The sequence below is a fragment of the Pseudoalteromonas sp. S3785 genome (genome assembly GCF_005887365.1).
Classification (GTDB): domain Bacteria; phylum Pseudomonadota; class Gammaproteobacteria; order Enterobacterales; family Alteromonadaceae; genus Pseudoalteromonas.
The window spans coordinates 1-26,065 of the sequence record NZ_PNCT01000054.1 but is presented as its reverse complement, the minus strand read 5'-3'; the positions used below and the strand labels follow the sequence as shown (position 1 = coordinate 26,065).

General features: G+C 39.6%; 24 protein-coding genes. 11 read left to right on the top strand and 13 right to left on the bottom strand.

Annotation, left to right across the window (positions count from 1 at the left end; genetic code table 11):
- Nucleotides 1-6: 6 nt before the first annotated feature.
- On the top strand, nt 7-1,224 hold the full coding sequence (locus tag CWC17_RS14045; protein WP_138613545.1) for an aspartate kinase: 1,218 nt from the start codon (nt 7-9) through the stop codon (nt 1,222-1,224).
- A gap of 89 nt (nt 1,225-1,313) precedes the next feature.
- Nucleotides 1,314-1,505, top strand: a complete 192-nt coding sequence (gene csrA / locus CWC17_RS14040) for a carbon storage regulator CsrA (RefSeq protein ID WP_004587515.1) — start codon at nt 1,314-1,316, stop codon at nt 1,503-1,505.
- A gap of 50 nt (nt 1,506-1,555) precedes the next feature.
- On the opposite strand, the gene CWC17_RS14035 is transcribed toward csrA, so the two are convergent.
- The 3 genes from CWC17_RS14035 to CWC17_RS14025 all read right to left on the bottom strand — a co-directional run bounded on the left by CWC17_RS14035 (nt 1,556) and on the right by CWC17_RS14025 (nt 2,596).
- Nucleotides 1,556-2,023, bottom strand: coding sequence for a YcxB family protein (locus CWC17_RS14035; protein ID WP_138613543.1), 468 nt, complete (start codon nt 2,021-2,023; stop codon nt 1,556-1,558).
- Between the two features lie 157 nt (nt 2,024-2,180).
- On the bottom strand, nt 2,181-2,372 hold the full coding sequence (locus CWC17_RS14030; protein ID WP_004587517.1) for a hypothetical protein: 192 nt from the start codon (nt 2,370-2,372) through the stop codon (nt 2,181-2,183).
- Between the two features lie 50 nt (nt 2,373-2,422).
- Nucleotides 2,423-2,596 carry a DUF1328 domain-containing protein gene (locus tag CWC17_RS14025; protein ID WP_002961939.1) on the bottom strand — a complete coding sequence of 58 codons (174 nt, stop codon included), beginning with the start codon at nt 2,594-2,596 and terminating at the stop codon, nt 2,423-2,425.
- Between the two features lie 529 nt (nt 2,597-3,125).
- On the opposite strand from CWC17_RS14025, the gene CWC17_RS14020 reads away from it, so the two are divergent.
- The 5 genes from CWC17_RS14020 to CWC17_RS19385 all read left to right on the top strand — a co-directional run bounded on the left by CWC17_RS14020 (nt 3,126) and on the right by CWC17_RS19385 (nt 7,601).
- On the top strand, nt 3,126-3,371 hold the full coding sequence (locus CWC17_RS14020; RefSeq protein WP_055018682.1) for an OadG family protein: 246 nt from the start codon (nt 3,126-3,128) through the stop codon (nt 3,369-3,371).
- A gap of 9 nt (nt 3,372-3,380) precedes the next feature.
- Complete coding sequence (gene oadA / locus CWC17_RS14015) at nt 3,381-5,159, top strand: sodium-extruding oxaloacetate decarboxylase subunit alpha (RefSeq protein ID WP_138613541.1); 1,779 nt, start codon at nt 3,381-3,383, stop codon at nt 5,157-5,159.
- 11 nt (nt 5,160-5,170) lie between these two features.
- Complete coding sequence (locus CWC17_RS14010; protein WP_138613539.1) at nt 5,171-6,301, top strand: sodium ion-translocating decarboxylase subunit beta; 1,131 nt, start codon at nt 5,171-5,173, stop codon at nt 6,299-6,301.
- Between the two features lie 138 nt (nt 6,302-6,439).
- Entirely contained in the window at nt 6,440-7,411 is a 972-nt protein-coding gene (locus CWC17_RS14005; RefSeq protein WP_138542214.1) for an aldo/keto reductase, read from the top strand.
- A gap of 13 nt (nt 7,412-7,424) precedes the next feature.
- Entirely contained in the window at nt 7,425-7,601 is a 177-nt protein-coding gene (locus CWC17_RS19385; protein WP_171042094.1) for a hypothetical protein, read from the top strand.
- 83 nt (nt 7,602-7,684) lie between these two features.
- On the opposite strand, the gene CWC17_RS14000 is transcribed toward CWC17_RS19385, so the two are convergent.
- Nucleotides 7,685-8,998, bottom strand: coding sequence for a peptidoglycan DD-metalloendopeptidase family protein (locus CWC17_RS14000; protein WP_055016545.1), 1,314 nt, complete (start codon nt 8,996-8,998; stop codon nt 7,685-7,687).
- 379 nt (nt 8,999-9,377) lie between these two features.
- Between CWC17_RS14000 and tyrS the strand changes: the two genes are divergently transcribed.
- Nucleotides 9,378-10,577, top strand: a complete 1,200-nt coding sequence (tyrS, locus tag CWC17_RS13995; protein ID WP_138613537.1) for a tyrosine--tRNA ligase — start codon at nt 9,378-9,380, stop codon at nt 10,575-10,577.
- Between the two features lie 56 nt (nt 10,578-10,633).
- Here tyrS and CWC17_RS13990 read toward each other — a convergent pair whose 3' ends face one another.
- The 4 genes from CWC17_RS13990 to folE2 all read right to left on the bottom strand — a co-directional run bounded on the left by CWC17_RS13990 (nt 10,634) and on the right by folE2 (nt 14,035).
- Entirely contained in the window at nt 10,634-11,578 is a 945-nt protein-coding gene (locus CWC17_RS13990; RefSeq protein ID WP_138613535.1) for a cobalamin biosynthesis protein CobD/CbiB, read from the bottom strand.
- Nucleotides 11,579-12,286, bottom strand: coding sequence for a 5'-methylthioadenosine/S-adenosylhomocysteine nucleosidase (gene mtnN, locus CWC17_RS13985; RefSeq protein WP_138613533.1), 708 nt, complete (start codon nt 12,284-12,286; stop codon nt 11,579-11,581).
- 119 nt (nt 12,287-12,405) lie between these two features.
- Nucleotides 12,406-12,999, bottom strand: coding sequence for a DUF2726 domain-containing protein (locus CWC17_RS13980; RefSeq protein ID WP_055016541.1), 594 nt, complete (start codon nt 12,997-12,999; stop codon nt 12,406-12,408).
- A gap of 115 nt (nt 13,000-13,114) precedes the next feature.
- Nucleotides 13,115-14,035 carry a GTP cyclohydrolase FolE2 gene (folE2, locus tag CWC17_RS13975; protein ID WP_138542210.1) on the bottom strand — a complete coding sequence of 307 codons (921 nt, stop codon included), beginning with the start codon at nt 14,033-14,035 and terminating at the stop codon, nt 13,115-13,117.
- A 226-nt stretch (nt 14,036-14,261) separates the two neighbouring features.
- Between folE2 and arcB the strand changes: the two genes are divergently transcribed.
- On the top strand, nt 14,262-16,580 hold the full coding sequence (gene arcB, locus CWC17_RS13970) for an aerobic respiration two-component sensor histidine kinase ArcB (protein ID WP_138613531.1): 2,319 nt from the start codon (nt 14,262-14,264) through the stop codon (nt 16,578-16,580).
- A 14-nt stretch (nt 16,581-16,594) separates the two neighbouring features.
- Here arcB and arcA read toward each other — a convergent pair whose 3' ends face one another.
- From arcA to trmB, 4 genes are all read right to left on the bottom strand, one after another.
- On the bottom strand, nt 16,595-17,311 hold the full coding sequence (gene arcA, locus CWC17_RS13965) for a two-component system response regulator ArcA (protein ID WP_004587530.1): 717 nt from the start codon (nt 17,309-17,311) through the stop codon (nt 16,595-16,597).
- Nucleotides 17,312-17,801: 490 nt separating this feature from the next.
- Entirely contained in the window at nt 17,802-19,406 is a 1,605-nt protein-coding gene (locus tag CWC17_RS13960) for a HAMP domain-containing sensor histidine kinase (RefSeq protein WP_138613529.1), read from the bottom strand.
- A 153-nt stretch (nt 19,407-19,559) separates the two neighbouring features.
- The gene (locus CWC17_RS13955; protein WP_138613527.1) at nt 19,560-20,585 is read right to left on the bottom strand and encodes a methyltransferase; all 1,026 of its coding nucleotides are present in this window, start codon (nt 20,583-20,585) and stop codon (nt 19,560-19,562) included.
- Nucleotides 20,586-20,629: 44 nt separating this feature from the next.
- Complete coding sequence (gene trmB / locus CWC17_RS13950; RefSeq protein WP_096042234.1) at nt 20,630-21,355, bottom strand: tRNA (guanosine(46)-N7)-methyltransferase TrmB; 726 nt, start codon at nt 21,353-21,355, stop codon at nt 20,630-20,632.
- A gap of 161 nt (nt 21,356-21,516) precedes the next feature.
- On the opposite strand from trmB, the gene mutY reads away from it, so the two are divergent.
- Together mutY and CWC17_RS13940 are read left to right on the top strand one after the other, a co-directional pair.
- Nucleotides 21,517-22,578, top strand: coding sequence for an A/G-specific adenine glycosylase (gene mutY / locus CWC17_RS13945; RefSeq protein ID WP_138613525.1), 1,062 nt, complete (start codon nt 21,517-21,519; stop codon nt 22,576-22,578).
- Nucleotides 22,579-22,611: 33 nt separating this feature from the next.
- Nucleotides 22,612-22,884 (top strand): oxidative damage protection protein, encoded by a 273-nt coding sequence (locus tag CWC17_RS13940; protein ID WP_004587535.1) that lies wholly within the window; start codon nt 22,612-22,614, stop codon nt 22,882-22,884.
- A 51-nt stretch (nt 22,885-22,935) separates the two neighbouring features.
- Here the strand turns inward: CWC17_RS13940 and CWC17_RS13935 are convergent, their stop codons facing one another.
- Entirely contained in the window at nt 22,936-25,710 is a 2,775-nt protein-coding gene (locus tag CWC17_RS13935) for a hybrid sensor histidine kinase/response regulator (protein ID WP_138613523.1), read from the bottom strand.
- Nucleotides 25,711-26,065 lie beyond the last annotated feature (355 nt).

Sequence of the window (26,065 nt, the reverse complement as noted above, 5' to 3'; positions counted from 1 at the left end):
GCTTACGTGGCACTTATTGTCCAAAAGTTTGGCGGCACTTCGGTTGGCTCTATTGAGCGAATAGAAGCGGTCGCCGACCTTGTTGTTAAAACGAAGCAGCAAGGGCATCAAGTGGTTGTGGTTCTGTCGGCCATGTCGGGAGAAACCAACCGCTTAATTAATCTCGCCAAGCAAATAGATACTCGCCCGAGTAGCCGAGAACTAGACGTACTAATAAGCACCGGGGAGCAGGTTTCTGTTTCGCTCCTTGCTATGGCTATTATAAAGCGTGGCCATTCTGCTGTAAGCCTACTAGCCGACCAGGTTAATATTCAAACCGATAACATGTTTGGTAAAGCCCGTATTGAAGAGGTGGCTGCGACGCGTTTAAAGCATGAGCTTGAGCATAATCGAATTGCAATTATTGCCGGTTTTCAGGGGCGCGATGTAGAGGGGAATATTACAACCCTTGGACGCGGCGGCACCGATACCTCTGCGGTAGAAATAGCCGCGGCAATAAAAGCCGATGAATGTCAGATCTATACCGACGTTGATGGCGTATATACTACAGATCCTCGTGTAGAACCAAACGCGCAGCGAATGCGCCATGTAACGTTTGCCGAAATGCTAGAGCTGGCAAGCTTAGGCGCAAAAGTATTGCATATTCGTGCTGTTGAGTCGGCTGGTAATCATAAAATGCCGCTAAGGGTGCTTTCGAGTTTTGAGCCCGATGAAGGAACGCTAATAAGTTTTGAGGAGAGCGATATGCCAACTAAGGTTGTGTCGGGGATTGCATTTAATCGTGACGAATGCTTGATAAAGGTACATGGCGTACCATACTGTGTTCATTCTCTTACAAAAATTTTGAAACTTTTTGCAGAAAATGGCATCGAAATAGATATGATTAGTCAAGTTAATCATAACTTTGAAAAAATAGACTATGCTTTTACTGTGCATTCAAATGACTATTTGCAAGCACACGATTTACTTTCTCAACAACAGGTAAATCTGCAGGCTGATAGCATTTCTAGTGATACAACAGTTGCAAAGGTGTCGGCTGTTGGCATAGGAATGAAGTCTCACAGTGGTGTAGCGCATCAATTTTTTGATGCATTGGCGCAAGAAAGCATACACATAGCTTTAATATCGACATCTGAAACCAAGGTATCGGTTTTAATTGATGAGAAGTACTTAGAGCTAGCAGTAAGAGCGTTACACTCAGAATTTTTAACAGAAAATGGATAGTTTGGGAGTTTTTACTTACTTTTCAATCAATTTTTCATTAAAATGGTCAAGCGGAATCTTATAATTTATTGGAACATGGGAGCAAGAGAATGCTAATACTAACTCGTAGAGTAGGTGAAACCCTAATGATTGGTGACGAAGTAACTGTTACTGTATTAGGTGTTAAAGGAAATCAAGTTCGAATTGGTGTTAACGCACCTAAAGACGTTTCAGTGCATCGTGAAGAAATTTACATGCGTATACAAGCTGAAAAGTCTAATCCTAATCCGGGCAATGCTTAATCAACACGTATACTTAGCTGAGTAATGCACTTAGCTATACAAAAAGCCACTCACTGAGTGGCTTTTTTGTCTATAAAGTCGCGCATTTCATCAGTTAATACACTGCTAGAAATATATTGCATACCTTTATTATGCTGTACTAAGTAACCGTGGTTGGTTTTAATAATGCGGGTTATTTCTGCCCACTTAAATGTATGGCTTTTATAGTGGTTCTCGGTTCTAATAGCGTCATCGGTAAACGTGAGGGTAACAGTCGATCCCGAAGCACGGCTAAGCATTTGGCGCGTAACCCACCAAGGCCTGCGGTAATAAAAGGCAATGCATTCTAAAACACCCAGCATTATTAAAAATGACCCTAGGTAATGATCGTCCATAACGTAAATACTAATTAAACCTAAGCACACCAGCAATGCCAGCAAAAAATACTTTGGCTTGGCAGCTTTACTATAAGAGTGGGACTCGTCAAAGCATTCGTAGTAGTAAGGTTTATCGAGTGTGTAAGTGGTGGTCAGTGCCATAATTGCTAATAAATAATAGTTTTCGCTATTTTAGCAAGCTAGTGTAAAAATCACACCCGTTAATATTGGCTATGTACTTAAAGAGGTAGAAGCAGCTTTTTGTTTACGCATAAAAAAACGGCTTATTAAAAGCCGTTTTTTTACGTTACCAAGCAGATTAACAGTTAGTTTCTTCTGCGTTAACGCCTTCTTTTACATTTTCACAAGCATCTTCAACAGAGTTTTGCACGTCAGTTACTGCTTCATCAATACGCTCACCTGCTTCTTCTGCGTGGTTGTCTTCACAGCCCATCATAAAGAAACCTGCAAATACCGCGATTAGTGCTGCTTTTAAAGTTGTAGAGTTCATAATGTAATTCCTTGTATGTGTTAATTAATTAGTGTTTTAAGTGTTAGTGGCTACCTGGGCGATTTACCGCGCAGTGCACCTGATACTAAAGAAATCACTAAAAGTACTAAAAAGATAAAAAATATAATTTTTGCTATACCAGCTGCGGCACCTGCGATACCACCAAAACCTAACACTGCAGCGATTAAAGCAATAACTAAAAATGTAATTGTCCAGCGTAACATTGTTTTCTCCTTGGTTATCAAATTCGTTCGAAAGTAATAATGCTAGTTGCATGCCAGAATGTATTTGTCTTAATTATCAGTAGTTTATGAATTTTTAAGTGCGGCGTTTAAATCTATAGAAGGTAAGTTTTACGTTTAACGATGTAACTTATTCACACTATTGTAAATAGAGTAAAAAAATTAATATTTTTTATATGCTGCCTTTTACTTTCTTGGTAAGACCAATTTACATTTTTAACCATGATAGGTTTTTCGCTGCCGTTTAACTTACTATTTTTTATGACTTTTAAGTTGTTTTGGATTTAACCATATAATCTTTGCCTATAACGGTTATTTATATCATCTATATCTAAGCTAATTTTACCCTTTATTAGCTATGTTAACTATTGTGGCTGTATGTTAGTTTAATTTTAATTGGTTTTACCAATTGACAGGTGGTGGACAAAGTTAAAAGTTTTGTTATCATTCGGTGAATAATTATTTAAATAAAGCGATTTTTTATATCGTTATATAGTGCAGGGGGAGAAAAATGGATATAGGAGCTGTTCTCACAACCGCAGGTAGCTTGATGCTTACCGGCATGGTGGGTGTGTTTATATTTCTTTCAATATTGATTGGTGCTGTAACACTTATGTCTAACTTGGTTGCTCGTTTTGATGTGGCTGAAGTTGCAATACCGGTTAAATCACCATCTTTAAAATCTCAAGGTGTGCCAAGCGAGCACATCGCTGCTATTAGTGCTGCCATTGCTCAGTACAAATCAAATAATAAATAAGAGGCACACATGGCTAAATTAAAATTAACAGAGCTTGTTTTACGCGATGCTCATCAGTCTTTACTTGCAACTCGTATGCGCTTAGATGACATGCTACCTATTGCTAGCAAGCTTGATGATGCCGGTTATTGGTCTATTGAGTCGTGGGGCGGCGCTACATTTGACTCGTGTATTCGTTATTTAGGTGAAGATCCGTGGGAGCGTATTCGTGCCCTTAAAAAAGCAATGCCTAATACTAAACAGCAAATGCTATTACGCGGTCAAAATTTATTAGGTTACCGCCACTACGCCGATGACGTGGTAGAAAAGTTTGTAGAGCGAGCTCACAAAAATGGTGTAGATGTATTTCGTATTTTTGACGCCATGAACGATGTACGTAACTTAGAAACTGCAATTAAAGCGGCTGTAAAAGTAGGTGCTCACGCGCAAGGTACAATTTCTTATACTGTAAGCCCAGTGCACACACTTGATATGTGGTTAACCCTTGCAAAACAGCTAGAAGATTTAGGTTGTCACTCTATTTGTATTAAAGATATGGCGGGCTTATTAAAGCCTTACGATGCTGAGCAACTTATTAAAGGTCTTAAAGAAACGGTCTCAATCCCTATTGCTATGCAGTGCCATGCAACCACCGGTTTAAGTACAGCGACGTATCAAAAAGCCATCGATGCAGGCATTGATATGCTTGATACCGCTATTTCTTCAATGAGTATGACTTATGGTCATTCAGCGACAGAAACCATAGTGGCAATTGTTGAGGGAACCGCACGCGATACTGAATTAGATTTAAACCAGCTAGAAGAAATAGCCGCTTACTTTAGAGATGTACGCAAAAAGTACGCTGCCTTTGAGGGGAGCCTTAAAGGTGTTGATGGCCGTATTTTACTCGCGCAGGTACCTGGTGGCATGTTAACCAACATGGAAAACCAACTTAAAGAACAAGGCGCAGCAAATAAGCTAAATGAAGTATTGCTTGAGATCCCACGCGTGCGTGAAGATTTAGGTTTTATCCCGTTAGTTACTCCAACATCGCAAATTGTAGGCACACAAGCAGTACTTAATGTGCTTACGGGTGAGCGTTATAAAACAATTACCAAAGAAACCGCCGGTGTTTTAAAAGGCGAATATGGTTTAACACCCGCACCTATGAACAAAGAGTTGCAAGAGCGAGTGCTTGATGGTCAGGATGTAATTACGTGTCGCCCTGCTGATAATATTGCCCCTGAACTTGCATCGCTTGAAGCCGAGCTACAAAAAGAAGCGCAAGAGCAAGGTTTAACACTTGCTGATGAGCAAATAGATGATGTGCTTACCTATGCATTATTCCCACAGGTTGGCCTTAAGTTTATTCAAAACCGTAACAACCCAGATGCCTTTGAAGCCGCGCCAAGCGCCGATGACACTAACGCTAAGCCTGCTGCAAAACCTGCAAGTAACAAAGGTGTTAGCGCTGAGCAATACAGCGTTAAAGTTGACGGTAAAGTGTATGATGTCGTGGTTGCGCAAGGTGGCGAGCTTAAAGAGGTAACGCTTAAAGACTCAGAGCATTTACCACAATCTGCATCGGTTGCATCAGGTGAAACACTGAATGCCCCATTAGCAGGTAATATTTTTAAAGTAAAAGTAAAAGCAGGCCAAGCCGTAAACGAAGGCGATGTGGTTGTTATTATGGAAGCAATGAAAATGGAAACCGAAGTTCGTGCAATGCACTCAGGTACTGTGGCTGAGGTCTTAGTATCTGAAGGTGATGCTGTGACAACGGGCGATGCAATTATAGCGATGGCGTAGGAGTAGCTCTAATGGAAGGCCTTTTAAACCTTTGGCACGCTACCGGCATTGCTAACTTTACGTTTCCTGGCTTGATAATGATTGCAGTAGGCTGTTTATTATTGTTTTTAGCAATAGCTAAAAACTTTGAGCCACTGCTTTTATTGCCAATTGGCTTTGGCGCGATATTAACTAATATTCCTGTTGCAGGGCTATCAGAGCCTGGTGGGCTTTTGTACTCAGTTTACTATGTGGGTATTGATACCGGTATTTTTCCGCTATTAATATTTATGGGGGTTGGTGCACTAACTGACTTTAGTGCGCTAATAGCAAATCCTCGTATGTTATTACTGGGAGCTGCAGCTCAGTTTGGTATTTTTGCGACCTTATTTGGCGCAATTTTACTTAACTTTATTCCGGGTTTTGAGTTTACACTTCAAGATGCATCGGCTATTGCGATTATTGGTGGTGCTGATGGTCCAACGGCGATATTTTTAGCATCAAAGCTTGCTCCTGATTTGCTAGGTGCAATAGCAGTAGCTGCCTATTCATATATGGCACTTGTGCCAATTATTCAGCCACCAATTATGCGTGCACTGACAACGCCAGAAGAGCGCCAGATTAAAATGCCAGAGCTGCGTAAAGTGTCTAAAAAGGAAAAAATTATTTTTCCACTTATGGTACTTACTGCAACAGCAATGTTTTTACCAGCAGCAATACCGCTAGTAGGTATGTTTTGTTTGGGCAATTTAATGCGTGAGTCGGGTGTTGTAGATAGGCTGAGTAACAGTGCCCAAAACGAAATTATTAATATTACGACTATATTTTTAGGGTTGGCGGTTGGCTCTAAGCTTGCTGCAGATGACTTTTTAACAGTAGAAACCATTGGTATTTTAGTACTGGGTGCGCTTGCTTTTGCTATTGGTACAGCATCGGGTGTGTTTATGGCAAAAGGCCTTAACAAGCTCTCTAAAACACCTATTAACCCTTTAATTGGTGCTGCGGGTGTATCGGCAGTACCGATGGCGGCGCGTGTAGTGAACAAAGTTGGGCTTGAGAATAACCCACATAACTTTTTACTTATGCATGCTATGGGGCCAAACGTAGCTGGGGTACTAGGAAGTGCCGTAGCCGCGGGTATATTACTGGCCCTTGTTGGCTAGTATTTAAGATTTAATCCAACCGATTAGCGCAGTTTACTGCGCTTTTTTTATGTCTATAAAACAGTGCATATTAAAGTTTGTTTGCAACCGTGTTTTTGTTTACAGTGAGGGCTATGCACACTAATAAGGATAGTCACCATGCTTAACACCCCTTTGGCAAAATATTTACCTCATGTTAGTAGACTCGTTTTTGGCTGTATGGGCCTAGGCGGCGGTTGGAATAAAGACGCCATAACCAAAGAGCATTTAAAACAAACTCACGAGTGTATTGATGCAGCCATAGCTGGCGGTATTAATTTTTTTGATCACGCCGATATTTATACTTTTGGCAAAGCCGAGCAGGTATTTGGCCAAGCACTTGGTGAACGACCAGAGCTGCGCGAGCATATGTATATTCAATCTAAATGCGGTATACGCTTTGAAGATGATAAAGGCCCTAAGCGCTATGACTTTTCGGCAAAGTGGATTGAAGAATCAGTTGAAGGCTCACTTAAGCGTTTAAACACCGATTACCTCGATGTGCTTATGCTTCATCGCCCTGATCCGCTAATGGAAGTAGAAGAAATTGCTCAAGTGTTTAGCTGCCTACAAGAAAGCGGCAAAGTACGTAATTTTGCCGTATCGAACATGCAGCAGCATCAAATGAACTTTTTACAACATGCCCTAGATATGCCTATTGTGGCTAACCAAATAGAAGCAAGTTTACAAAAACACCAATTTGTTGATGAAGGCGTGTATGCCGGTAATGCAGATGGAAAAGATCTTAACTTTACACCGGGCAGTGTAGAGTATTGTCGCCACTTTGATATTCAAATACAAAGCTGGGGAAGTTTATGCCAAGGGCTATACACCGGTGGGGATTTATCGAATGCATCGCAAGCCGATATAAATACCAGCATACTCGTAAATAAGCTTGCTGCACTTTACGATACAACGCCTGAGGCGATTGTTTTAGCTTGGTTATTACGCCACCCTGCAATGATACAACCTATTATTGGCACAACGAACGTTGAGCGTATTGCTGCTTCATGCGATGCACTAAACGTGCAGTTAAGTCGCGAACATTGGTATGCATTGTATGTAAGCGCCAAAGGCCATGAGTTACCATAAATAAGGTTTAGAAATGAATATATTTGTTATTTTAATTTGCTTGTTTGTCGCTCTTGCAGTGCTGATACCTTTGCTTGAAAAGTACCAAGGTAAAATGGGGTTGGATGGCGCAACTAAATACAGCAAATATATTTGGCCACTAGTGATGGTTTCTTTAGTCGTACAGCTCATTTATGTACTGGTGTACTAATGTACTAATGATTTATAGCGTATACAAAAAAGCCTTTACAGGGTAAACCTGCAAAGGCTTTTTTATTATCTATAACTTATACGTTACTTAAGTGCTAGCTGTAGTTCGCGATTGCGTTCAAGCTGTGCAATAAAGTTTTCTGCAATAGGCTTAAACTTAGCAAGTTCAGAGCGTGGTAACGGCTCAGACTTAGGTAACTTAACGGTTTTAGGGTTACGGTGTACACCATTGACTAAAAATTCGTAGTGTAGGTGCGCGCCGGTTACACGGCCGGTAGCACCCACAGTACCAATTTTGTCACCTTGTTTAACCTTTTGCCCTGTTTTAACAAGCTTTTTGTTAAGGTGTAAGTACTTAGTTACATACTGCGTGCCGTGGCTTATAAATACGTAGTTACCATTGTACTTACTGTAGCCTGCTTTAATTACTTTACCGTTACCTGAGGCTACAACCGGTGTACCTGTACGTGCTGCGTAATCAATACCACGGTGCGCTCTTACTTGCCCAGTTACTGGGTGTAAACGACGTGGGTTAAAGCTCGAGCTAATATACTTAAAGTTTACCGGCGCACGTAAAAATGCTTTTTTCATGCTGCGGCCTTCAGGCGTATAAAAGTTTCCATCGGTATGGCGAATAGCCGCATAACGCTGGCCTTGGTTTATAAATTCTGCAGCAATGATTTTACCAGTGCCAATAAACTCGCCATCAACATAATGCGACTCGTAAATTAGCCCAAACTGATCGCCCTTACGAATATCGTTGGCAAAATCCACATCCCAACCAAATATATCAGCAAAGTTCATTATTTGGCGCTCGCTTAAGCCTGCCGCAATTGCTGAGGTCCAAAAGCTGCTAGAAATTTCGCCACCGGCTGTTTTGCTCAGTGTTTCTATTTCTTTGCTATCTATTGATGTGTCGTAATTACCTTCGTCATTTAAGGTAACAAACAAAGTATCTGTTTTTGAAATAACATAACGAAGCTGCGCTAAATCGCCGTTTTCTGCTGTTGCAAAACTCAGTATTTCACCTGGATGGATTTTAGTCAGTTTGCGTGTTTCAGCATTGGTGTTAATTAGTTTATGAAGGGTTTGCGCTGAAAAACCAGCACGCTTGAAGATAATTGCTAAATTATCGCCGTTTTTAACTTGGTGATCGACTAAGTCGTATTCTGGCAGCTTTTCTGCTGCTTCTGGCGAATTTAATTCAGTTAATTTTTCGTTGTCTTCAACTTTAACTTGTAACTCGTAACGCTTACCAATTTCTAGTGCATTTGCACTATTGTCTTTGGATGCAGTCGCTTTTTCTGAAGGAAGAAAGGCTAAGCCAACAATAGCAGAAACCAAACCTAGAATAAGCAATTTGTGTTTTTTGGGAAGCGTGTTAACCACGTGAACCATAACGTGCCTTTTCTGCTGTCGTGAAAATAAAATGGATATTAATGCAGGATATACGTAATAAGGTACGAATACTAGTAAATATAGCTAAAAGCCCCGCAATTGTTAGTAAATTAGCAATTTATGATTGTTTAAGTTTATCGATTTAAACTGATTCTAAAGTGCGTTAAAATTAGTACTTAAACACCATTTCTAATTGCCTAGCACAGTAAGACTAAGTTTATTAAGTTTAGTTGCATTATTCGCATAAAAAATTGTTTTAATTAGGTAGAAATTTGTTATGTTAGCAACATAAGTGCTTTTGGTTTAAATCTGTTTTAAACCCTTATGTAGCAAGTCATCTAGTTGCCCCTTCGTTGGCAGAATTTTGGAGTAATACACAGTGGATTTACAAACCGCTCTAGCAGAGATAAAACGCGGTGCAGAAGAGATATTAATTGAAGACGAATTAGTTGAAAAACTAAAGTCGGGCAAAAAGTTAAAAATTAAAGCGGGTTTCGATCCTACCGCGCCAGATTTACATTTAGGTCACACTGTACTAATTAATAAAATGAAAACCTTTCAAGATTTAGGTCATGAGGTTATTTTCTTAATTGGTGACTTTACAGGCATGATTGGCGATCCGACAGGCAAAAATGTAACACGTAAACCACTGACTCGTGAAGATGTACTTGCCAATGCAGAGACTTATAAAGAGCAAGTGTTTAAGATTTTAGATCCTGCAAAAACAACGGTTGCCTTTAACTCTCAGTGGATGGAAAACCTAGGCGCTGCGGGTATGATTAAACTTGCTGCCAATCAAACTGTAGCGCGCATGCTAGAGCGTGATGATTTTAAAAAGCGTTATGGCAGCGGTCAACCCATTGCTATTCATGAATTTTTATACCCACTTGTACAAGGTTGGGATTCGGTTGCACTTGAGTCAGACGTAGAGCTTGGTGGTACCGATCAGCGTTTTAACCTTTTAATGGGGCGCGAGCTTCAAAAAGTAGAAGGTCAAAAGCCGCAAACAGTATTAATGATGCCGTTGCTTGAAGGCACAGACGGCGTTCAAAAAATGTCTAAGTCGCTAGGTAATTACATTGGTATTACGGATGCGCCAAACGATATGTTTGGTAAAGTAATGTCGATTAGTGACGTACTTATGTGGCGTTATTACGATTTACTAAGCAGCTTATCAATCGAAGAAATTGCAGCGCAAAAACAACGCGTAGAGCAGGGCACTAACCCGCGTGATATTAAGATTGAATTGGCGAAAGAATTAATTGCCCGTTTCCACAGTGAAGAAGCAGCACAAGCTGCACACGATGACTTTATCAAACGTTTTCAGAAAAAAGCGCTACCAGATGAAATCCCTGAGCTGACTATCACCATTGCAGATGAGGGTATTTTAATTGCTAACTTACTTAAAGAAGCTAATTTAGTAGCCAGTACATCTGAAGCAATGCGCATGATTAAGCAGGGCGCAGTAAAACTTAACGGTGTAGATAGAATCACTGATACTAAGCTTGAGGTAGCAAAAGGCACAACCGCTATTTACCAAGTAGGTAAACGTAAGTTTGCGAATATTACTGTTGCGTAAGCGCAGTTAAAACTAAAAAACCAGCTTAGGCTGGTTTTTTTGTGCGCGTTAAAAAACTAAATAAGCTTTACAATTTCAATGCTGATAATGACTAACAGCCAAAATACACGTGCTTGATTTAACCTATTAATTATTACGGGCACATCATCGGGTGATGGCAGTCTATCAGTACCAATTCGCATTTTATTAAAGCGCTTACCAAAATAAACTGCAGGGCCGCCTAGCTGTACGCCCATAGAGGCGGAGCACACACTTAAAATCCACCCTGTATTTGTTTGATAAAAATGTCTGCCATAGTGCTTTATGTAATGCATACTTTGTTTACTGGCTTTGCTTGCGGCAATGGTTAATGCAAGTATGCGTACGGGGATAAATTCGATTACAAACAAAAGTATTTTAAGCGGTTTTAAAAAATGGCTGTTAGGTGATATATCGGCGCGCCACGTGTGTTGTATTAAAGTGAGGAGCCGATACGCTAAAGCGTTAATTGGCCCAAGCAATAAAAATATAAATATAACGGTAAAGTAATTGCGAGCTGTGCGTAAAATTAAGCTTTCAATTAAGGCTTTCATGATACCTGGCGCTGAGAGCTTATTAACCTCTCGGGCAAGCAGTGGCTTTACAAGTTCTCGCGCGGTAGATTTTTGGTTTTGTTTTACGAGCTTGGCAACACGCAGGGCTTTTTTTTCAATCGCTTTGCTTTCAAGGCACAAATATAAAATGAGGCCCGCTAGCAGCTCAGGATAAAAGGCAAATTCAAGCAGTAACACAATAATAATAAGAATAACGCTTAAAACTAGCGTACAGGCAAGAGTGGAGGCTAAATAAAGGTAGTTTTTAGGCTCATGTGGTTTATAAACCCGTTTTCCTATAGCACTAAATACAGCGGTTAATACTGTATTAGGGTGATACCAGCTTTTTAACGGGAAAAAGCGCTCAGCAAGGAGCGCTACAAAAAAGGCAATAAAGTCCAAATGGTTTTGAACAATATTGCTTAGCATTTACAGCGTAACTTTTGTTAGTTTTTCCAATAGTGCAACAACCATTTTTGATGAATTGATTGATGCAGTCTCTAGGTATTCTTCAAACGATTGCGGCGACTCTTTTCCAGCAATGTCAGACATAGAACGAATAACAACAAATGGAGTATTAAGCGCAAAACATGTTTGTGCAATAGATGCACCTTCCATTTCTACAGCTAGCATTGTTGGAAAGTCGCTACGAGCTTTATCAATACGCACAGGGTCACACATAAATGAATCACCGGTACAAATTAAGCCTACTAAGGTTTTTACTTCGCTGATTTGGGCAATGGTCTGCTCGGCAGCTTCAACAAGTTTTGGGTGTGCGGCAAAGCCTGCAGGCATTTGTGGAACTTGGCCAATTTCGTAGCCAAAAGCAGTTACATCTACATCGTGATGACGTACTTCTGAAGAAATAACAACATCGCCAACACTTAATGAGGGATCAAAGCCACCGGCAGAGCCTGTGTTAATAACACAATTAGGATTAAAGTTATCAATTAATAACGTGGTTGCAATAGTTGATGCCACTTTACCAATACCCGATTGCACAAGCGTTACTGTGTTACCAGCCAATTCGCCTGTGTAAAAAGTAAACCCTGCTTTAGTTAGCACTTGTGGGTTTTGCATTGCTTCACGTAAAATTTTAACTTCTGGCTCCATTGCGCCAATAATACCAACATTCATAGTGTTTGATTCCTGAGTTTGAATACGTAGATTATACGTGAAGTTAGCAATAAAAAACAAAAAAGCGAGCTGTTTTACGGCTCGCTTTAAATACTTTTAGGAGAGTATTTAATTCTATTTTAAATTTCGGCTAAGGCAGTTGTTTGCGCTTTAGCCTGAGAAGGTGACAATACCGCAGGTTTGCTGACGCGATTACGAGTTGGGCGAGCCGATTGCACGGCAGGTTTGCCTATTTTAAACATAATTGCATCGCGCACCTCAGAAGGACGGTAGCCTGATTTTACTTTCATACGAATATGTGGAATGCCTGCTGACTCTAGAGCACCGTTTACAAACCAGTCGCGCTGAGCTTTGTGGCCATCTTTGTTGGCATTATTAACTAAATCGACTGCAGCCACTATCGTCATTTTTTCTTTATCGACTAGCACAAAATCGAGTTGTTTATTTTTAGCTTTAGCTAAAGCTGCACGTTTTGATTTAGCAGATAGCCCTTGCTTACAGTCGATGACATCGATAAGTTTGACGCGGCTTACAATTTTATATTGATCGCCTACCGCACGCTCTAAAAGATTTAAAAATGCACCCTCAACCTGTGTAAACACGGTTTGTTTGCGGGTAAAAGGATACGGGTTTCCGCCATCATCATTAAATTTTGACGCAACCACAGAGGCCCCAACCACTAATACTAAAATTGATAATAAAGCGAATTCCATACGGTAACTCCATAACAACAAATTGACACTGCTCAAACAAAGCAATTTACGTGCCTAAAAATTTGGTGTTATGCGTTAATTACCGTATGTATTTAGTATTAATGCAGCGCTGATATTAGGCTTTGTAGCCGCCCTCAATACCTTTGACGGCAATAGCAACCGCATCATGTGCATGAAGTGATTCATAGTGATTAATTTGCAGCCAGTAATCACTATAATTATTATGCTCAAGTACCGCTTTAATTTTGCGAGCAGCGTCTTCACAAAACATTAAATTTTGACCGTTAAGGCGGGCAAACTCTTGCTCATCTTCGCGTTTTACTGCCGCTTGTACAGGCGTTTTTAGCTCTGATTCTAAAGTATCAATTAAATTGACTACGTCAAACTCACTAGTGGTGCTATCTAGCTTTACTTTTACGTTTGCTATTGAGCGTTGTGAATGCGGTGTGGCTACAATGCCTTGCGTAGTGCCTAACCAGTCTAATACATCTTTTTGATTCAATGTTTCTTGGCTGAATTTTTCGCTAAATGCATTTTGAATTAGCTGGCGAGCAAGTGCTGCAGAGCACGGGCAAGTCGATGAGTAAGTAACATCAACGCTTAGCTCAAAATTAATTACGCTATTTTCAATGGTACTGGTTAGGGTAATTGGGTAGCTTTTCCAACCCGCTTTTCCACTTAGTAACGATTTACGTCGCAGCGGTAGCTCAAATTTAAACTCTATTTGGGCTTTGTCACTTAACCCTTTATGGCTGGTAATAAAGGTATCGAGTGCTTGTGCTAAGGTTTGTGGGTTAACCTGTTGCTCTGTTGAGAGTAAATCAAGCGCTAAAAATAAACGCGACATATGAATGCCTTTAGCGTCTTCTTTATGCAAATTAACAAAGGCACGCGCTTTTGCATTAACGGTAACGGGTGCTAAATCTTTCGACTCAAAAATAAATGGCAGTTCTATTTCGCCCATACCAACCCAGTCTAACTTACCTGTTTGTAAGGCGGGAGCCGTATCTGCTATATCGGGCATGTTGGTTTGCATGTGCGCTACTCGTTATTGATCATAATAAAGCGCAGCATTTTACACTAAATAATTTATTGCTGAAATGATGAGTTTAACAAGTAGGCAAAAGTAAACATGAAAATTTTCTGTTTTTGTCGCACAACATGAATATAGCTAATAGAAAAATGCTAATATTTGCTGCACTATGCGTTTGACTATTAAGAGGCACTTTTTATTTATGCCTAGTAACGAGATACACTGACCTATGACCGATTCTTCTTTGAGCCCTTGGGCTCGAGTACTTTCTAGTTTAATAACCCGCTTTGGTGAGTTAAAAACCGCGGCAATGTGCTATGCGCTTTTATTAGGCGTGTCGCTTATATTGTCGAGTATGTTTTATTATGTGGCACTGGGTGAGGTTAATTTAGTAGATATTTTAGCTGTGGTATTTTTTACCGCGGTTGTATCTCCTTTTATGATCAGTATTTTACTCAATTCGATTAGGCAGTTAGAAGCCTCATACGCTTATTTAGACAGCGCCACAAAACAAGAAAAACTATTAAACCAAACATTAAAAGATAATATTAACCGCCTTAATATTGAGATAGATGAGCGAAAAATGGCGTTTCATGCCAAGCATCGCGCTATTGAAGAGCTACGCCGTGAAATCGCGGAACGTAAAAAAACTCAACAAGAACTTGCTCAACAAGGCATGCTTCTTCGCTCTATTGTCGACTCTTCCCCCGATTTATTTTATTACCGAGATAACAATGGTGTGTTTGCCGGCTGTAATAAAATGTTTGAAGAGGTTATGGGCAAAACCAGCGCCGAATTAATTGGTAAAACCGTAGAGCAAATTTTTCCAAGCTACTTTTTAGCAGAAGTACTCAGAACCGATAAACAAGTAGAGCAAACGCATCAAGCCCTTACAATTGACGTTGAATACATGGTTAATGGCGAAAACCGCTGGTTTGAGCTGCGTAAGTTACCCTTTATAAACGATCAAGGGGACTACATAGGTTTATTGGCGTTCGGGCGTGATATAACTAGCCGTAAAGAAGCCGCACAAGCGCTTGAAACAGCCTATAAGGATAAAGGTAAGTTTATAGCAACGCTTAGCCATGAGCTGCGCACACCATTAAATGGCATTGTAGGCTTAACCCGAATGCTACTTGATACAGAGCTTAATAAACAGCAACGTAGTTGGTGTAATACAGTGTTTTCGAGCGCTGAAACGTTAGGTAATATTTTTAACGATATTATAGATTTAGATAAAATAGACCGAGAGCAGTTAGATATAGCAACCGACTCAATCAACGTTTCAGACTTTATAAACGATGTAGTGAACTTTGCCGGGTTAATTGCGGAGCAAAAGGAGCTTGAATTTTCAATTGAGCGAAATGGCACATTAGATGTTTATGCACTCCTAGACCCAACGCGTCTTCGCCAAGTAGTGTGGAACTTAATTAATAATGCCGTTAAATTTACCCAGCATGGCGAGGTAAAGCTCACATGTAGCCGAGAAGAGCGAAGTGATGGCCCATGGCTTGAACTTAAAATATCAGACACAGGACAAGGGATCCCAGACGATCAACTCTCGCGCATATTTGATATGTACTACAAAGCGCCTGACCTCAGCGGTAAAAATGCGATTGGTTCAGGTATAGGTTTAGCTGTAACCAAAGCGTTAGTGAGTGCAATGAAGGGGACTATTTCGGTAACGAGTAAAGAAGGTGAGGGTAGCTGCTTTACCGTAAATATACCGCTTAGCTTATGTGTAGCGCCTACCGAGCAAAGCTATGAAGGTAGAAGTTTATACATATTACTTGTAGAGGATGTGCCATTAAATGCCGAAATTGCGACTAACTTGTTAGAGCAGCGCGGCCATGAGGTGATTTGGGCCGAAACGGGTGAAGATGCACTTTCGTTTGTAGAAACCGAAGACGAGCTTGATTTAGTACTACTTGATATGCAACTGCCCGATATAAATGGTGATGAAGTGGCAAGACAAATACGTGCCGATAGCCACTTTGATAAATTACCTATTGTTGCGCTGACCGCGAATGTACGTAGTGCCGAAGAAGACCTAGAAGGTATATCGGTGCAAGGGGCGCTTGCTAAACCAATTAATACAATAAAGCTTGATAAGATGCTCGCTGATTTGTTCGATATTCAACAAAGTGAATCAGGCAAGCCACTGCTAACCGTGAGTAAAGAAGCGCTTGAGGGCATTAATGCAGGTGTGCTTGATGTTGAAACCATTGAAGACTTTGTAAACTCTATGGGGCTTGAAGTATTTAAGCGCAGCAGTGGTTTGTTTGAAAAACTAAACCCGCAATATCAGCAAGAGCTACAAAGCGCGTTAAACCAAAGTGATAGGGAAGAGTATAAATCGGTGGCGCATAAGCTTAAAGGTGCTGCGGGCTCGGTAGGATTAAACGATGTACAGTTACATGCTAAAAAGATGGAACACGGTGCGCTTGATGAATCAAATGAAGTATTAAAAGAGTGGTTAGATATACTTGCAGATAAAATAAATGAAGGACAAAGTGCCCTTCATTCTTTTTTACAATTATTAGAGTAAGCGGTTTACTCTAATTAAGCGTCGATTTTACCAATAAAGCGGTAACCTTCACCATGGATGGTGCTGATTAGCTCAGAAGTAGAATTATCACTTTCGAAGTGCTTACGAATACGACGAATTGTTACATCTACCGTACGGTCATTAGCGCGAAGCTCGCGGCCAGTCATATGTTTAATAAGTTGCTCACGGCTAAAAATACGCCCAGGAGAGTCAAGCATTAAACGAAGAGCGCGGTATTCACCTTTAGGTAAACGCTTAGCATCACCATTTGGTGATGTTAAACAACGGCTATTTTCGTCAAGCTCCCAACCGTTAAATGTAATTACACCGTTAGTTTCAAGCACTGACTCTTCGCCGCCTAGCGCAGTACGAGTAATTAAGTTGCGAGCGCGTATAGTCAATTCACGAGGGTTAAAAGGTTTAGTGATGTAATCATCAGCACCAATTTCTAAACCTAAAATACGGTCTACGTCGTTATCACGGCCGGTTAAGAAGATTAAACCGACTTTGCGTTTTTGGCGTAATTCACGTGCTAAAATTAGCCCGTTTTTACCCGGTAGGTTGATGTCCATAACTACAAGATTGACGTCATCATTATTTGTAAGCTTGTCATGCATATCATCGCCATCAATGGCTTCAATAACTTTGTAACCTTCAGCTTCAAATAAACTCACGAGGTTTAGTCGAGTTACGTCTTCATCCTCTACGATTAGAATGACTGGCGTTTGCATTATTAATTAACCTTTTTGGAATATTTTATTTACAAAAAATCGAATTTTAACTAAATAATTCGATTACTAGAGATTATAGGATTATACCCAAATGTTAACAAGAAAAAACAAGTTGGATAAAAATAAAACAGTAGGGGTGTTCCAAACTAACCAAAAGGCATTGTGCAAAAACTACTGTTTAATGATATATAACGGATGCAGCTTTTTGAATTATGAAAACGAAGCCATTTCCTTTAATAATTGATACATCCACCAATCACTTAAAGGTACTAAAAATAATCGCGCAAATTCAAAACGGAATTATATCATTTTATAACCTTTCATCAATGTATGTGATACTGCAAAAGCAATAAAGTTCATAAATTGTATCGTCCAATTATTAGATCAAGTTAAATAATTAAACATGAAATATCACATGCTCTCTCTATAAGGTCATTAAATAGTAATTCAAGTAAAAAGCGTAAATAAATACTCTTTTTTTAAACACTTTTTATGGAATTGTAATAACAAAGCGTACGCCGGGTTTTGCATCTAGGTCATACTGTATATGCCCGCCTAGCGCTTGGGTTACAAGGTTGTAGACCAAATGCATACCTAATCCACTGGCTCCTTGGCCGCGCTTAGAGGTTACAAATGGGTCAAATATCCTATTTTTGACATTTTTATCAACGCCTTTACCGTTATCTGTGTAGATTATTTTTATTTGAGGACCTGTAATTTCTATATCAAACTGGATTTCGTTATTTTCACTACCCACAAACCCATGAATAGCTGAGTTTAAAATAAGCTGTTGAAATATTTGTTGTAGAGGTTCTGATTTACTTTCAATGGTTAGGTCACTTGGGCAATTGATCACAACGTTAGGTTTGGACTTTATCAACTCTGATTGAATCGACATCAACACGTCAGATATTAATTTATGGATATTTACATGGGTTTTAACCCCGTCATCTTGAATTACAGCTACCTTTTTAAAGTTAGAAATAAGGTCGGCTGCTCGATTTAAGTTTCGATAAATTAAATCAAGATTTTCAATACCTTCGTCTATAAAGCGTTTTAATTGGTTAGAAGTAAGGGATTTATTATCAAAGCTAAGCTGAACATCGGCAAGTTTGTCGCGCAATAAGGTTGAACCCGTGATACCTAAACCTATAGGGGTGTTAACCTCATGCGCCACCCCAGCTACCATTTGTCCTAACGAAGCCATTTTTTCGTTTTCTACTATTTGCTCTTGGTATTGATGCATTCGCTCAAGGGTTGAAAGTAATTCTTGGTTTGCCTCACGCAGGGCTATTGTTCTTTGATTTACCTTTTCTTCTAAGCTTTGGTTGAGTTGCTTTATTTCTAGTTTGTCTTTTTCATGGCGCTCTATTTGCTTACGCGTACGTGTAAGCATGATATTTAAGCTATTTGATAAGGCTGTAACCTCTTTTACTTTAGTCGCAGGGGCGCGTACATCGTAGTTGTGGTTTTTTGAAACGTCTTGTAGTAATCCACTCAAATGCTCAATAGGGTTTGCAATACTTTTTTGGGTGTTTATGGCAATAAAGTACACAAAAAATAATATGAATAGGGTGAGGAAAACATCTATGATTATTTTTTGTTTTATAAATTCATCTAGGCTTTCTAGGCTGCCACGCATATAAACGTAGCCAACTACTTGCTCATTGTTAAGTACAGGTGTTATCAGCTCAATATAATTATTGGTTACTCTAGGCTCTTTTAACTCTTCAATGCTGTCTACGCGCAAGGGCACCGGCGGAGTTTTTTTAGCATTAAAACTAATAAAAAACATAGGCTTGCTCGATGTTTTTTCTATGGCGTAAATGTGGATGTTTTTTACAAGGGGGATTTTTTCAAATGACTTTAAGCGTTTTTCTTCTGTTTTTCTATCGTCATTTACTAGTGAACCCGATGCATCAAACGCAACAATATCAGAGAGGATCACAAGCTTGTTTATGATCAGTTCCTTTTGTTCTTTTACACCCATGTAAGTAGAAATCGAAACCGATAATGTTAAACAAATAGCAGTGATAAGCATGATGGTGTTGATCAGCGCTTTTCTAATACTTTTTTGGTGTACTTTTTTTGGCATTATTGCTGCATCGCCTAAGCAAGGATATTTACATTTAGAACTTTAGTTTAGCAAAAACCGAAGAAAGTGAAGGGAAATCGTGAAATTAATTCTGATATTTATTCGAAAGTTAGGCTAAGTGTTAATTACACTTAGCCTAATAAGTGTAATTAGTTAGCTACTGTAAACGGCAAATTTATTATTTTTGTACACAGTATGGAAGCTACCAAATTGCGCTTCTAAGATAGGTGGGTATTTTAAAAAGCTATTAGCCACTATGGATAGCTTACCAGCTTTGGTTAAATGCTGTTTAGCATTTGATAAAAATGCTTCAGCAATTGTGTAGTCAGTCGCGATACCAGTGTGAAACGGTGGGTTACTTACTATTAAATCAAACTTGCCGCTAATATTTTTTAAGCCATCACTTAAAATGGTGCTGCCTTTAATATTATTAAGCTTTAATGTTTGTTCAGTTGCATAAGTTGCAAGTGCGCTTACATCGCTGCAGGTAAAAGTAAGTGCTGGATTTTTAATACCTAAAAAAGTAGCAATCAAGCCTGCACCACAACCAAAATCCAGTACATTACCTTGTTTAGTGGTAGGGGCATTTTCTAATAACATTTTTGTACCAGCATCTAAAGCGCCGTGGTTAAAAACCCCTGGAACACTGATCGCATCAAACTCTACACCAGCTACATTTACGGTAAACGTTTTATGGTAGCGGCTGATGTCAAACGCAGTGGTTGTCTCTAGTTGCTCAAATGAGAATAAAATGCAATGCTTGGCAGAGTCGATTTTATTACTATAACCTGCTTTGCCCGCGAGCTGTTTTTCTATCGATTTAACGCCACTTTTATTTTCGCCTACAACAAGTAGCTGTGCTTCTTCGTTAATAACGGCGCGAATATTATCAAGGGCCATTAATACTTCAGGCTTTGATTTTGGGTAATAAAGAATGACTAAATCATAATCGTTGGCATCTATTTCATGATGAACACACACGTTTACGCCATCTACTCTTTTAGCAAATTCCCCATTAGCATGGTTATAACTAAATGCGGTGATGGTACTTTGAGGATTTAGTTGTTTTAGCTCTGCTAAAAAGCCATCTTGAACAAAGTTGACCACCAAGATAGATTTTCCCACTAGTTCCTCGCTATTACGAAGTAACAGTAAACTTGGGTTGGTTAATACGCTCATAAATGGCTTTGCCTTACAAATTATTGATTAGTAAAAGGTGTGGATTACTTTGTGCGCTCAAACATTAAGTCCCACACGCCATGGCCTAAACGGTGGCCGCGCTGTTCAAACTTAGTTAGTGGGCGCGAATCTGGGCGCGGTACGTAGTCGTTGGTAGATGACTGATTTTTATAGCCAGGCGCTGCTTGCATAACTTCTAGCATGTGCTCAGCGTAGTTTTCCCAGTCAGTAGCCATATGAAAAACACCACCAATTTTTAATTTGCTACGCAGTTTTTCAGCAAATTCTGTTTGCACTATACGGCGTTTATGATGACGCTTTTTATGCCATGGATCTGGGAAGAATAATTGCAGCGTTGTTAAGCTTTCATCTGCAAGGCAGTCCGCGAGTACTTCTACTGCATCGTGTTCAAATACACGTAAATTAGTAACTCCGGCTTCATCAGCGTCCATTAAACATGCGCCAACGCCTGGGCGATGTACTTCAATACCAATAAAGTTTAGGTGTGGTGCATTTTTTGCCATTTCAACTAATGACTTGCCCATACCAAAACCAATTTCTAATACTACATCATTGTTATTGCCAAATACTTGGGCTAAGTCGAGTAGGCCGTTTTTATGCTCAAGCCCCATAGTTGGCCAGCACTTTTCAATTGCGGCAGCTTGGCCTTTAGTTAAGCGGCCTTCGCGTTTTACAAAACTGCGAATTGTGCGGATATACTTACCTTCTTGCTTAGCTTGCTCAAGGTTGTTGTTACTTGATTCACTCATATTATTGGCCTGACAAAAACAATGTGTTTAAAAATGGTTGCGTATTATCCCTGACCACGCAGCTAATCACAAGTATTAGCGTGTTATAGCGCCTTCATCGCTTGATCTTTTTATTAACTGCAATAGACTGAGCCGCTATTGAGCATGAGTAAAAGTAGTATATGTTGGATTTAAATAAACAGCAGTCAGACAAGTTTGCTAACCGAGTGGTTGATTGGTATCACCTTCATGGGCGTAAAACACTGCCTTGGCAGTTAGCTAAAACGCCTTATAAAGTGTGGGTGTCGGAAGTAATGTTACAGCAAACGCAAGTTGTTACGGTTATTCCATATTTTGAAAAGTTTATGGCAAGCTTCCCAGATATCGTTGCTTTAGCAAATGCAGACGAAGACTTAGTGCTGCATCATTGGACTGGCTTAGGTTACTACGCACGGGCACGTAACTTACATAAAACGGCCAAAATAGTGCGAGATAAATACCAAGGTAAATTTCCAACTACACTAGACGAAGTCATGGATTTACCCGGAATAGGGCGCTCTACGGCAGGTGCCGTATTATCGCTGTCGCTTGGACAGCACCACCCTATTTTAGATGGCAATGTTAAGCGAGTGCTTGCCCGATACTTTATGATTGAAGGGTGGTATGGGGTAAAAAAAGTAGAAAACCAACTTTGGCATTTATCTACCCAGTTAACCCCTAAAAACAATGTGACTGAGTTTAACCAAGCCATGATGGACTTGGGCGCCAGTCTTTGCTCGCGCAGTCGCTTTGACTGCCAAGCATGCCCACTAAATAGCGATTGCGGTGCGTTTAACGCAGGAAAAGTTAAAGAGTTCCCTCATTCTAAACCTAAAAAAGTGGTTCCTAAAAAAAGTTGTCATCAATTAATTATTCAACATGACGAGAAAGTTTTAATGGAAAAACGCCCAAGTAGCGGTATTTGGGGCGGTTTATTTGGCTTTTTTGAGTTTAATGAATACAGCGAAATGGTGTTATTTTTAAATCAGCAAGGTTTAAAAACCGAGCTGGAAGAGTGGGTGCCTTTTACTCATGTGTTTTCGCATTTTGAGCTAACAATAAACCCGTATGTTCTTAATATTGATAGCGTACCGGATGTAGTAAATGATAAACAGCTCGTGTGGTACCCACTCGATCAATCAATAGAGGTGGGTTTAGCCGCACCAACTAAAAAGTTGGTTAAACAAATGAGCTCAATAGGTTAAACTATTTACATTTAGCGCTTAAGAGAGTCAATTATGGCACGTACAGTATTTTGTCAAAAGTTACAAAAAGAAGCCGAAGGGCTTGGATTTCAGTTATACCCTGGTGAACTAGGCGAGAAAATTTTTAATAATATCTCTAAAGAAGCATGGGGCCAGTGGCAGCACAAGCAAACGATGCTAATTAACGAAAAGCATTTAAATATGATGGACCCAGAGCACCGTACGTTTTTAGAAGAGCAAATGGTTGGTTTTTTGTTTGAAGACAAAGACGTAGAAATTGAAGGTTATCGACCGCCAGAAAAATAAAAGTACAGATACAAAAAAAGGGCTAATTAGCCCTTTTTTTATAGCTATATTCTAGAGCGTTTCCTCATCAGTGCTTGCTGAGCGTACTTGTTCTTTTAAAAACTGTGCAGCTTTAGAGTATTCAATCTCAAGGGTGTCTCTTTGTGCGATTAGCTCATCAGTATCAAGCTCTGCATTTTTACACTTTTCTTCAAACTCTTGTGCACATTGTGCTACAGCCTCAGCACCAATTGTTTTAGAAATAGACTTAAGTTGATGACAGGCATCACTGATCTCATCTCTGTCATTAACCATAACACCCGAATTAATGCTTTTAATTAAGCTTTGGCTTTGCTCCAAAAACATTTTGAAAAAGCGTATTTGCTTGGCTTCGTCGCCATTTACATAAGTGGATACCGCATCCATATTAATGGGCATAGCAGGTTTTTGATGAATGACAACAGTTTGGTCTTTGTTATGTTTGTCATACCAACGCTTTAAGGTATCTTCTAGGGCATTAAGCTCTATAGGCTTAGTAATAAAATCATTAATACCAACAGCAAGGCAACGTTCTTTTTCACCTTTAAGCGCATTGGCGGTAACGGCAATAATATAAGGCTGTGAGTCTATAGACTCTAATAACTCTGCTTCATCACGAATTTTTTCAACCATGTCGTATCCCGACATTTTTGGCATGTGTAAGTCGGTTAATATGAGCGAGTAATTGTTTTGACGCCACATATCTAAGCCTTCTTCACCATTGTTAGCTACTTCCACGCCATAGCCTAAAATGTGCAGTTGATCAGTTAACACTTGCTGGTTTAGTAGGTTGTCTTCTACTAGTAAAATGAGTTTATTTGCATCGCGTGCTTGTTCAACATTTAAATAATTGTTGAGTGTTTTTGTTTTTTTGACTTGCTTAGGCTGATGCAAACCAGCTGCCACCAAAATCGACATCATAAAGTTAGACTTACAAAGCGGGGAAGCATTTATATAAAATACATTTTTATGGTTTATAGCAGCTTCATCAAGCTTACTTAACACCACAACTTGCTGGTTGTTATCTTCAAGCGAGTATATAAGACGACGTAATAAAGAGTTAACCCTTTCCATATCGTCTATGCCATCAACAACCCATATAATATCGCGGTGCTCTTGTTGTGCTTCTATTTCTTGTTGATCGTGCACGTAAGTAATTTTAGCGCCCATAAACGATAAATAGCGGTACATCGCTTTTTCACGTTCTAAATGGTTACTTACAACCACAACGTGTTTACCATTGAGTGCATTTTTATGTGCGTATTTAATTTTTCCAGAGGTACCAAATGGCAGTTCAACGGTAAACTCGCTACCAATACCAGCATGGCTCGTTACATTAATAGTACCGAGCATAAGCTCTGTTAAACTTTTACAAATCGAAAGCCCTAAACCTGTCCCACCGTATTCGCGGGTAATTGAGTTTTCTGCTTGTACAAACGGATTAAATATTTCTCGCAGCTGCGCCTGGGTCATGCCCTTGCCGTTATCGGTTACACAAAAACGCAGCGTAAAATGATCCGCTGTATTATGAGCGACCTCTACCGATATTTTTACATGACCTTGGCGTTTGTCATCGGTGCTGGTGAACTTAATTGCATTACTGCATAGGTTATACAGCACTTGGCGAACTCGGATTGTATCGCCAGTTAGATTGGTAGGAATATCTGGTGCAATAGAAAGCTCTAAATCTAATTGACGTTTTTTAGCAACAGATGAAAGTACCCGAGCTACCTCTTCAATTGTATCGGTAACAGAAAAAGGCGTAGGGTCGATATTTAGTTTACCCGCTTCAATTTTTGAAAAGTCTAAAATGTCATCCAAAATACTCAGTAATGAAAACGCTGACTCACGGATAATGGTACTTAAGCGATGCTGCGCACCATCAAGCTCTGTTTGTCTTAATAAATCAATAGTGCCAATTACGCCGTTCATAGGCGTGCGGATTTCATGGCTCATAGTGGCTAAAAAGGTGGTTTTGGTTTCGCTAGCGCGCTGTGCCTTTAATGTAGCTTGCTCTAATGCAATCGTTCTTTGCTGTACTTCACTCTCAAGGCCAGTTTGTAATTTTTGTAGCTCCTTTTGCGCAGCCTCTTTTTCAGACATTACTGAGTTAACTTTACCAAGCAGTAAATTAATGTTTTTAGCAACGCCAGATAAGCCTAAGTCTAGTTTTTCACTTACTTTACTTTCGTAATTGCCATTTTCAGTAATTGCTTGCAGTTCTTCATTTAATAAATGGCTGCTTTTACGCAAGCGGGTATTTATATAGGTATTAAATAGTAAGGCTAATGCAAATAAGGCAAACACGCTCACAATTGCAATAATATAGGCTATTACTTGCGAGTCTTGCTGCGTTAAAGGCACTGCTGGTAACTGCTGTTTTATTATTAGTTCACCAATGGGTTGGTCGTTTAATAGTAATATATGGTGTAATACGCCTTGCTCAGTTAAATGCTCATTTACTTTTTTAGACTCGATAGCGGGTTTAGTGCTGCTATATACAAGTTGGGTTTCTGAGGTGGCATTAAAGCGATAAAGCGTATATTCAAACTCATCATCTAATATTGAGGTAAGTTCAAGTAGCTGACGAACCTTACCTTGCCCATACATAGTAAGTGCATCTACCATTGGTAAATCAAGTTGCTGTGCAAGTTTCGTAATACTTACTTTTTGTTTGGCTGCTGGTGCAGGTTGTGTGTTTTGCGAATAAAACGCGAAGGCAACAATAGCAAGCGCTGTTACTGCAATATTAATTATTAAAAAAAGCGGCAGTAAGCCTTTCACAGGCGAAGAGAATTTACTCTGCATTGATTGTTCCCATTGGTATTTGTTATTACGATAAGCCCTTACCGTATTTCCAAAGTAATCGTATCATTTACGTAAAATAATTCACTACGTTTTTAGTCTGGTTTAATTGATTAAATTAAGGTTTTTCGTAATTTTTTGCTGGATAAATAAACATTAGTATATAAAAACTTGCATTGTTGTGTGAAAACCGTTCAAACAGTTATAAAGAGTAAAAAAAAAGTTGACTTGTAAGGGCAAAACTCGTTTAATACGCCGCACGCCCAAATGGCTCAGCCGATAACGTTGAGTGGGAATTGCATTAAAAATACTTTGTTATTTTTAATCAGCACTGTATAAGTGCCTCGATAGCTCAGTT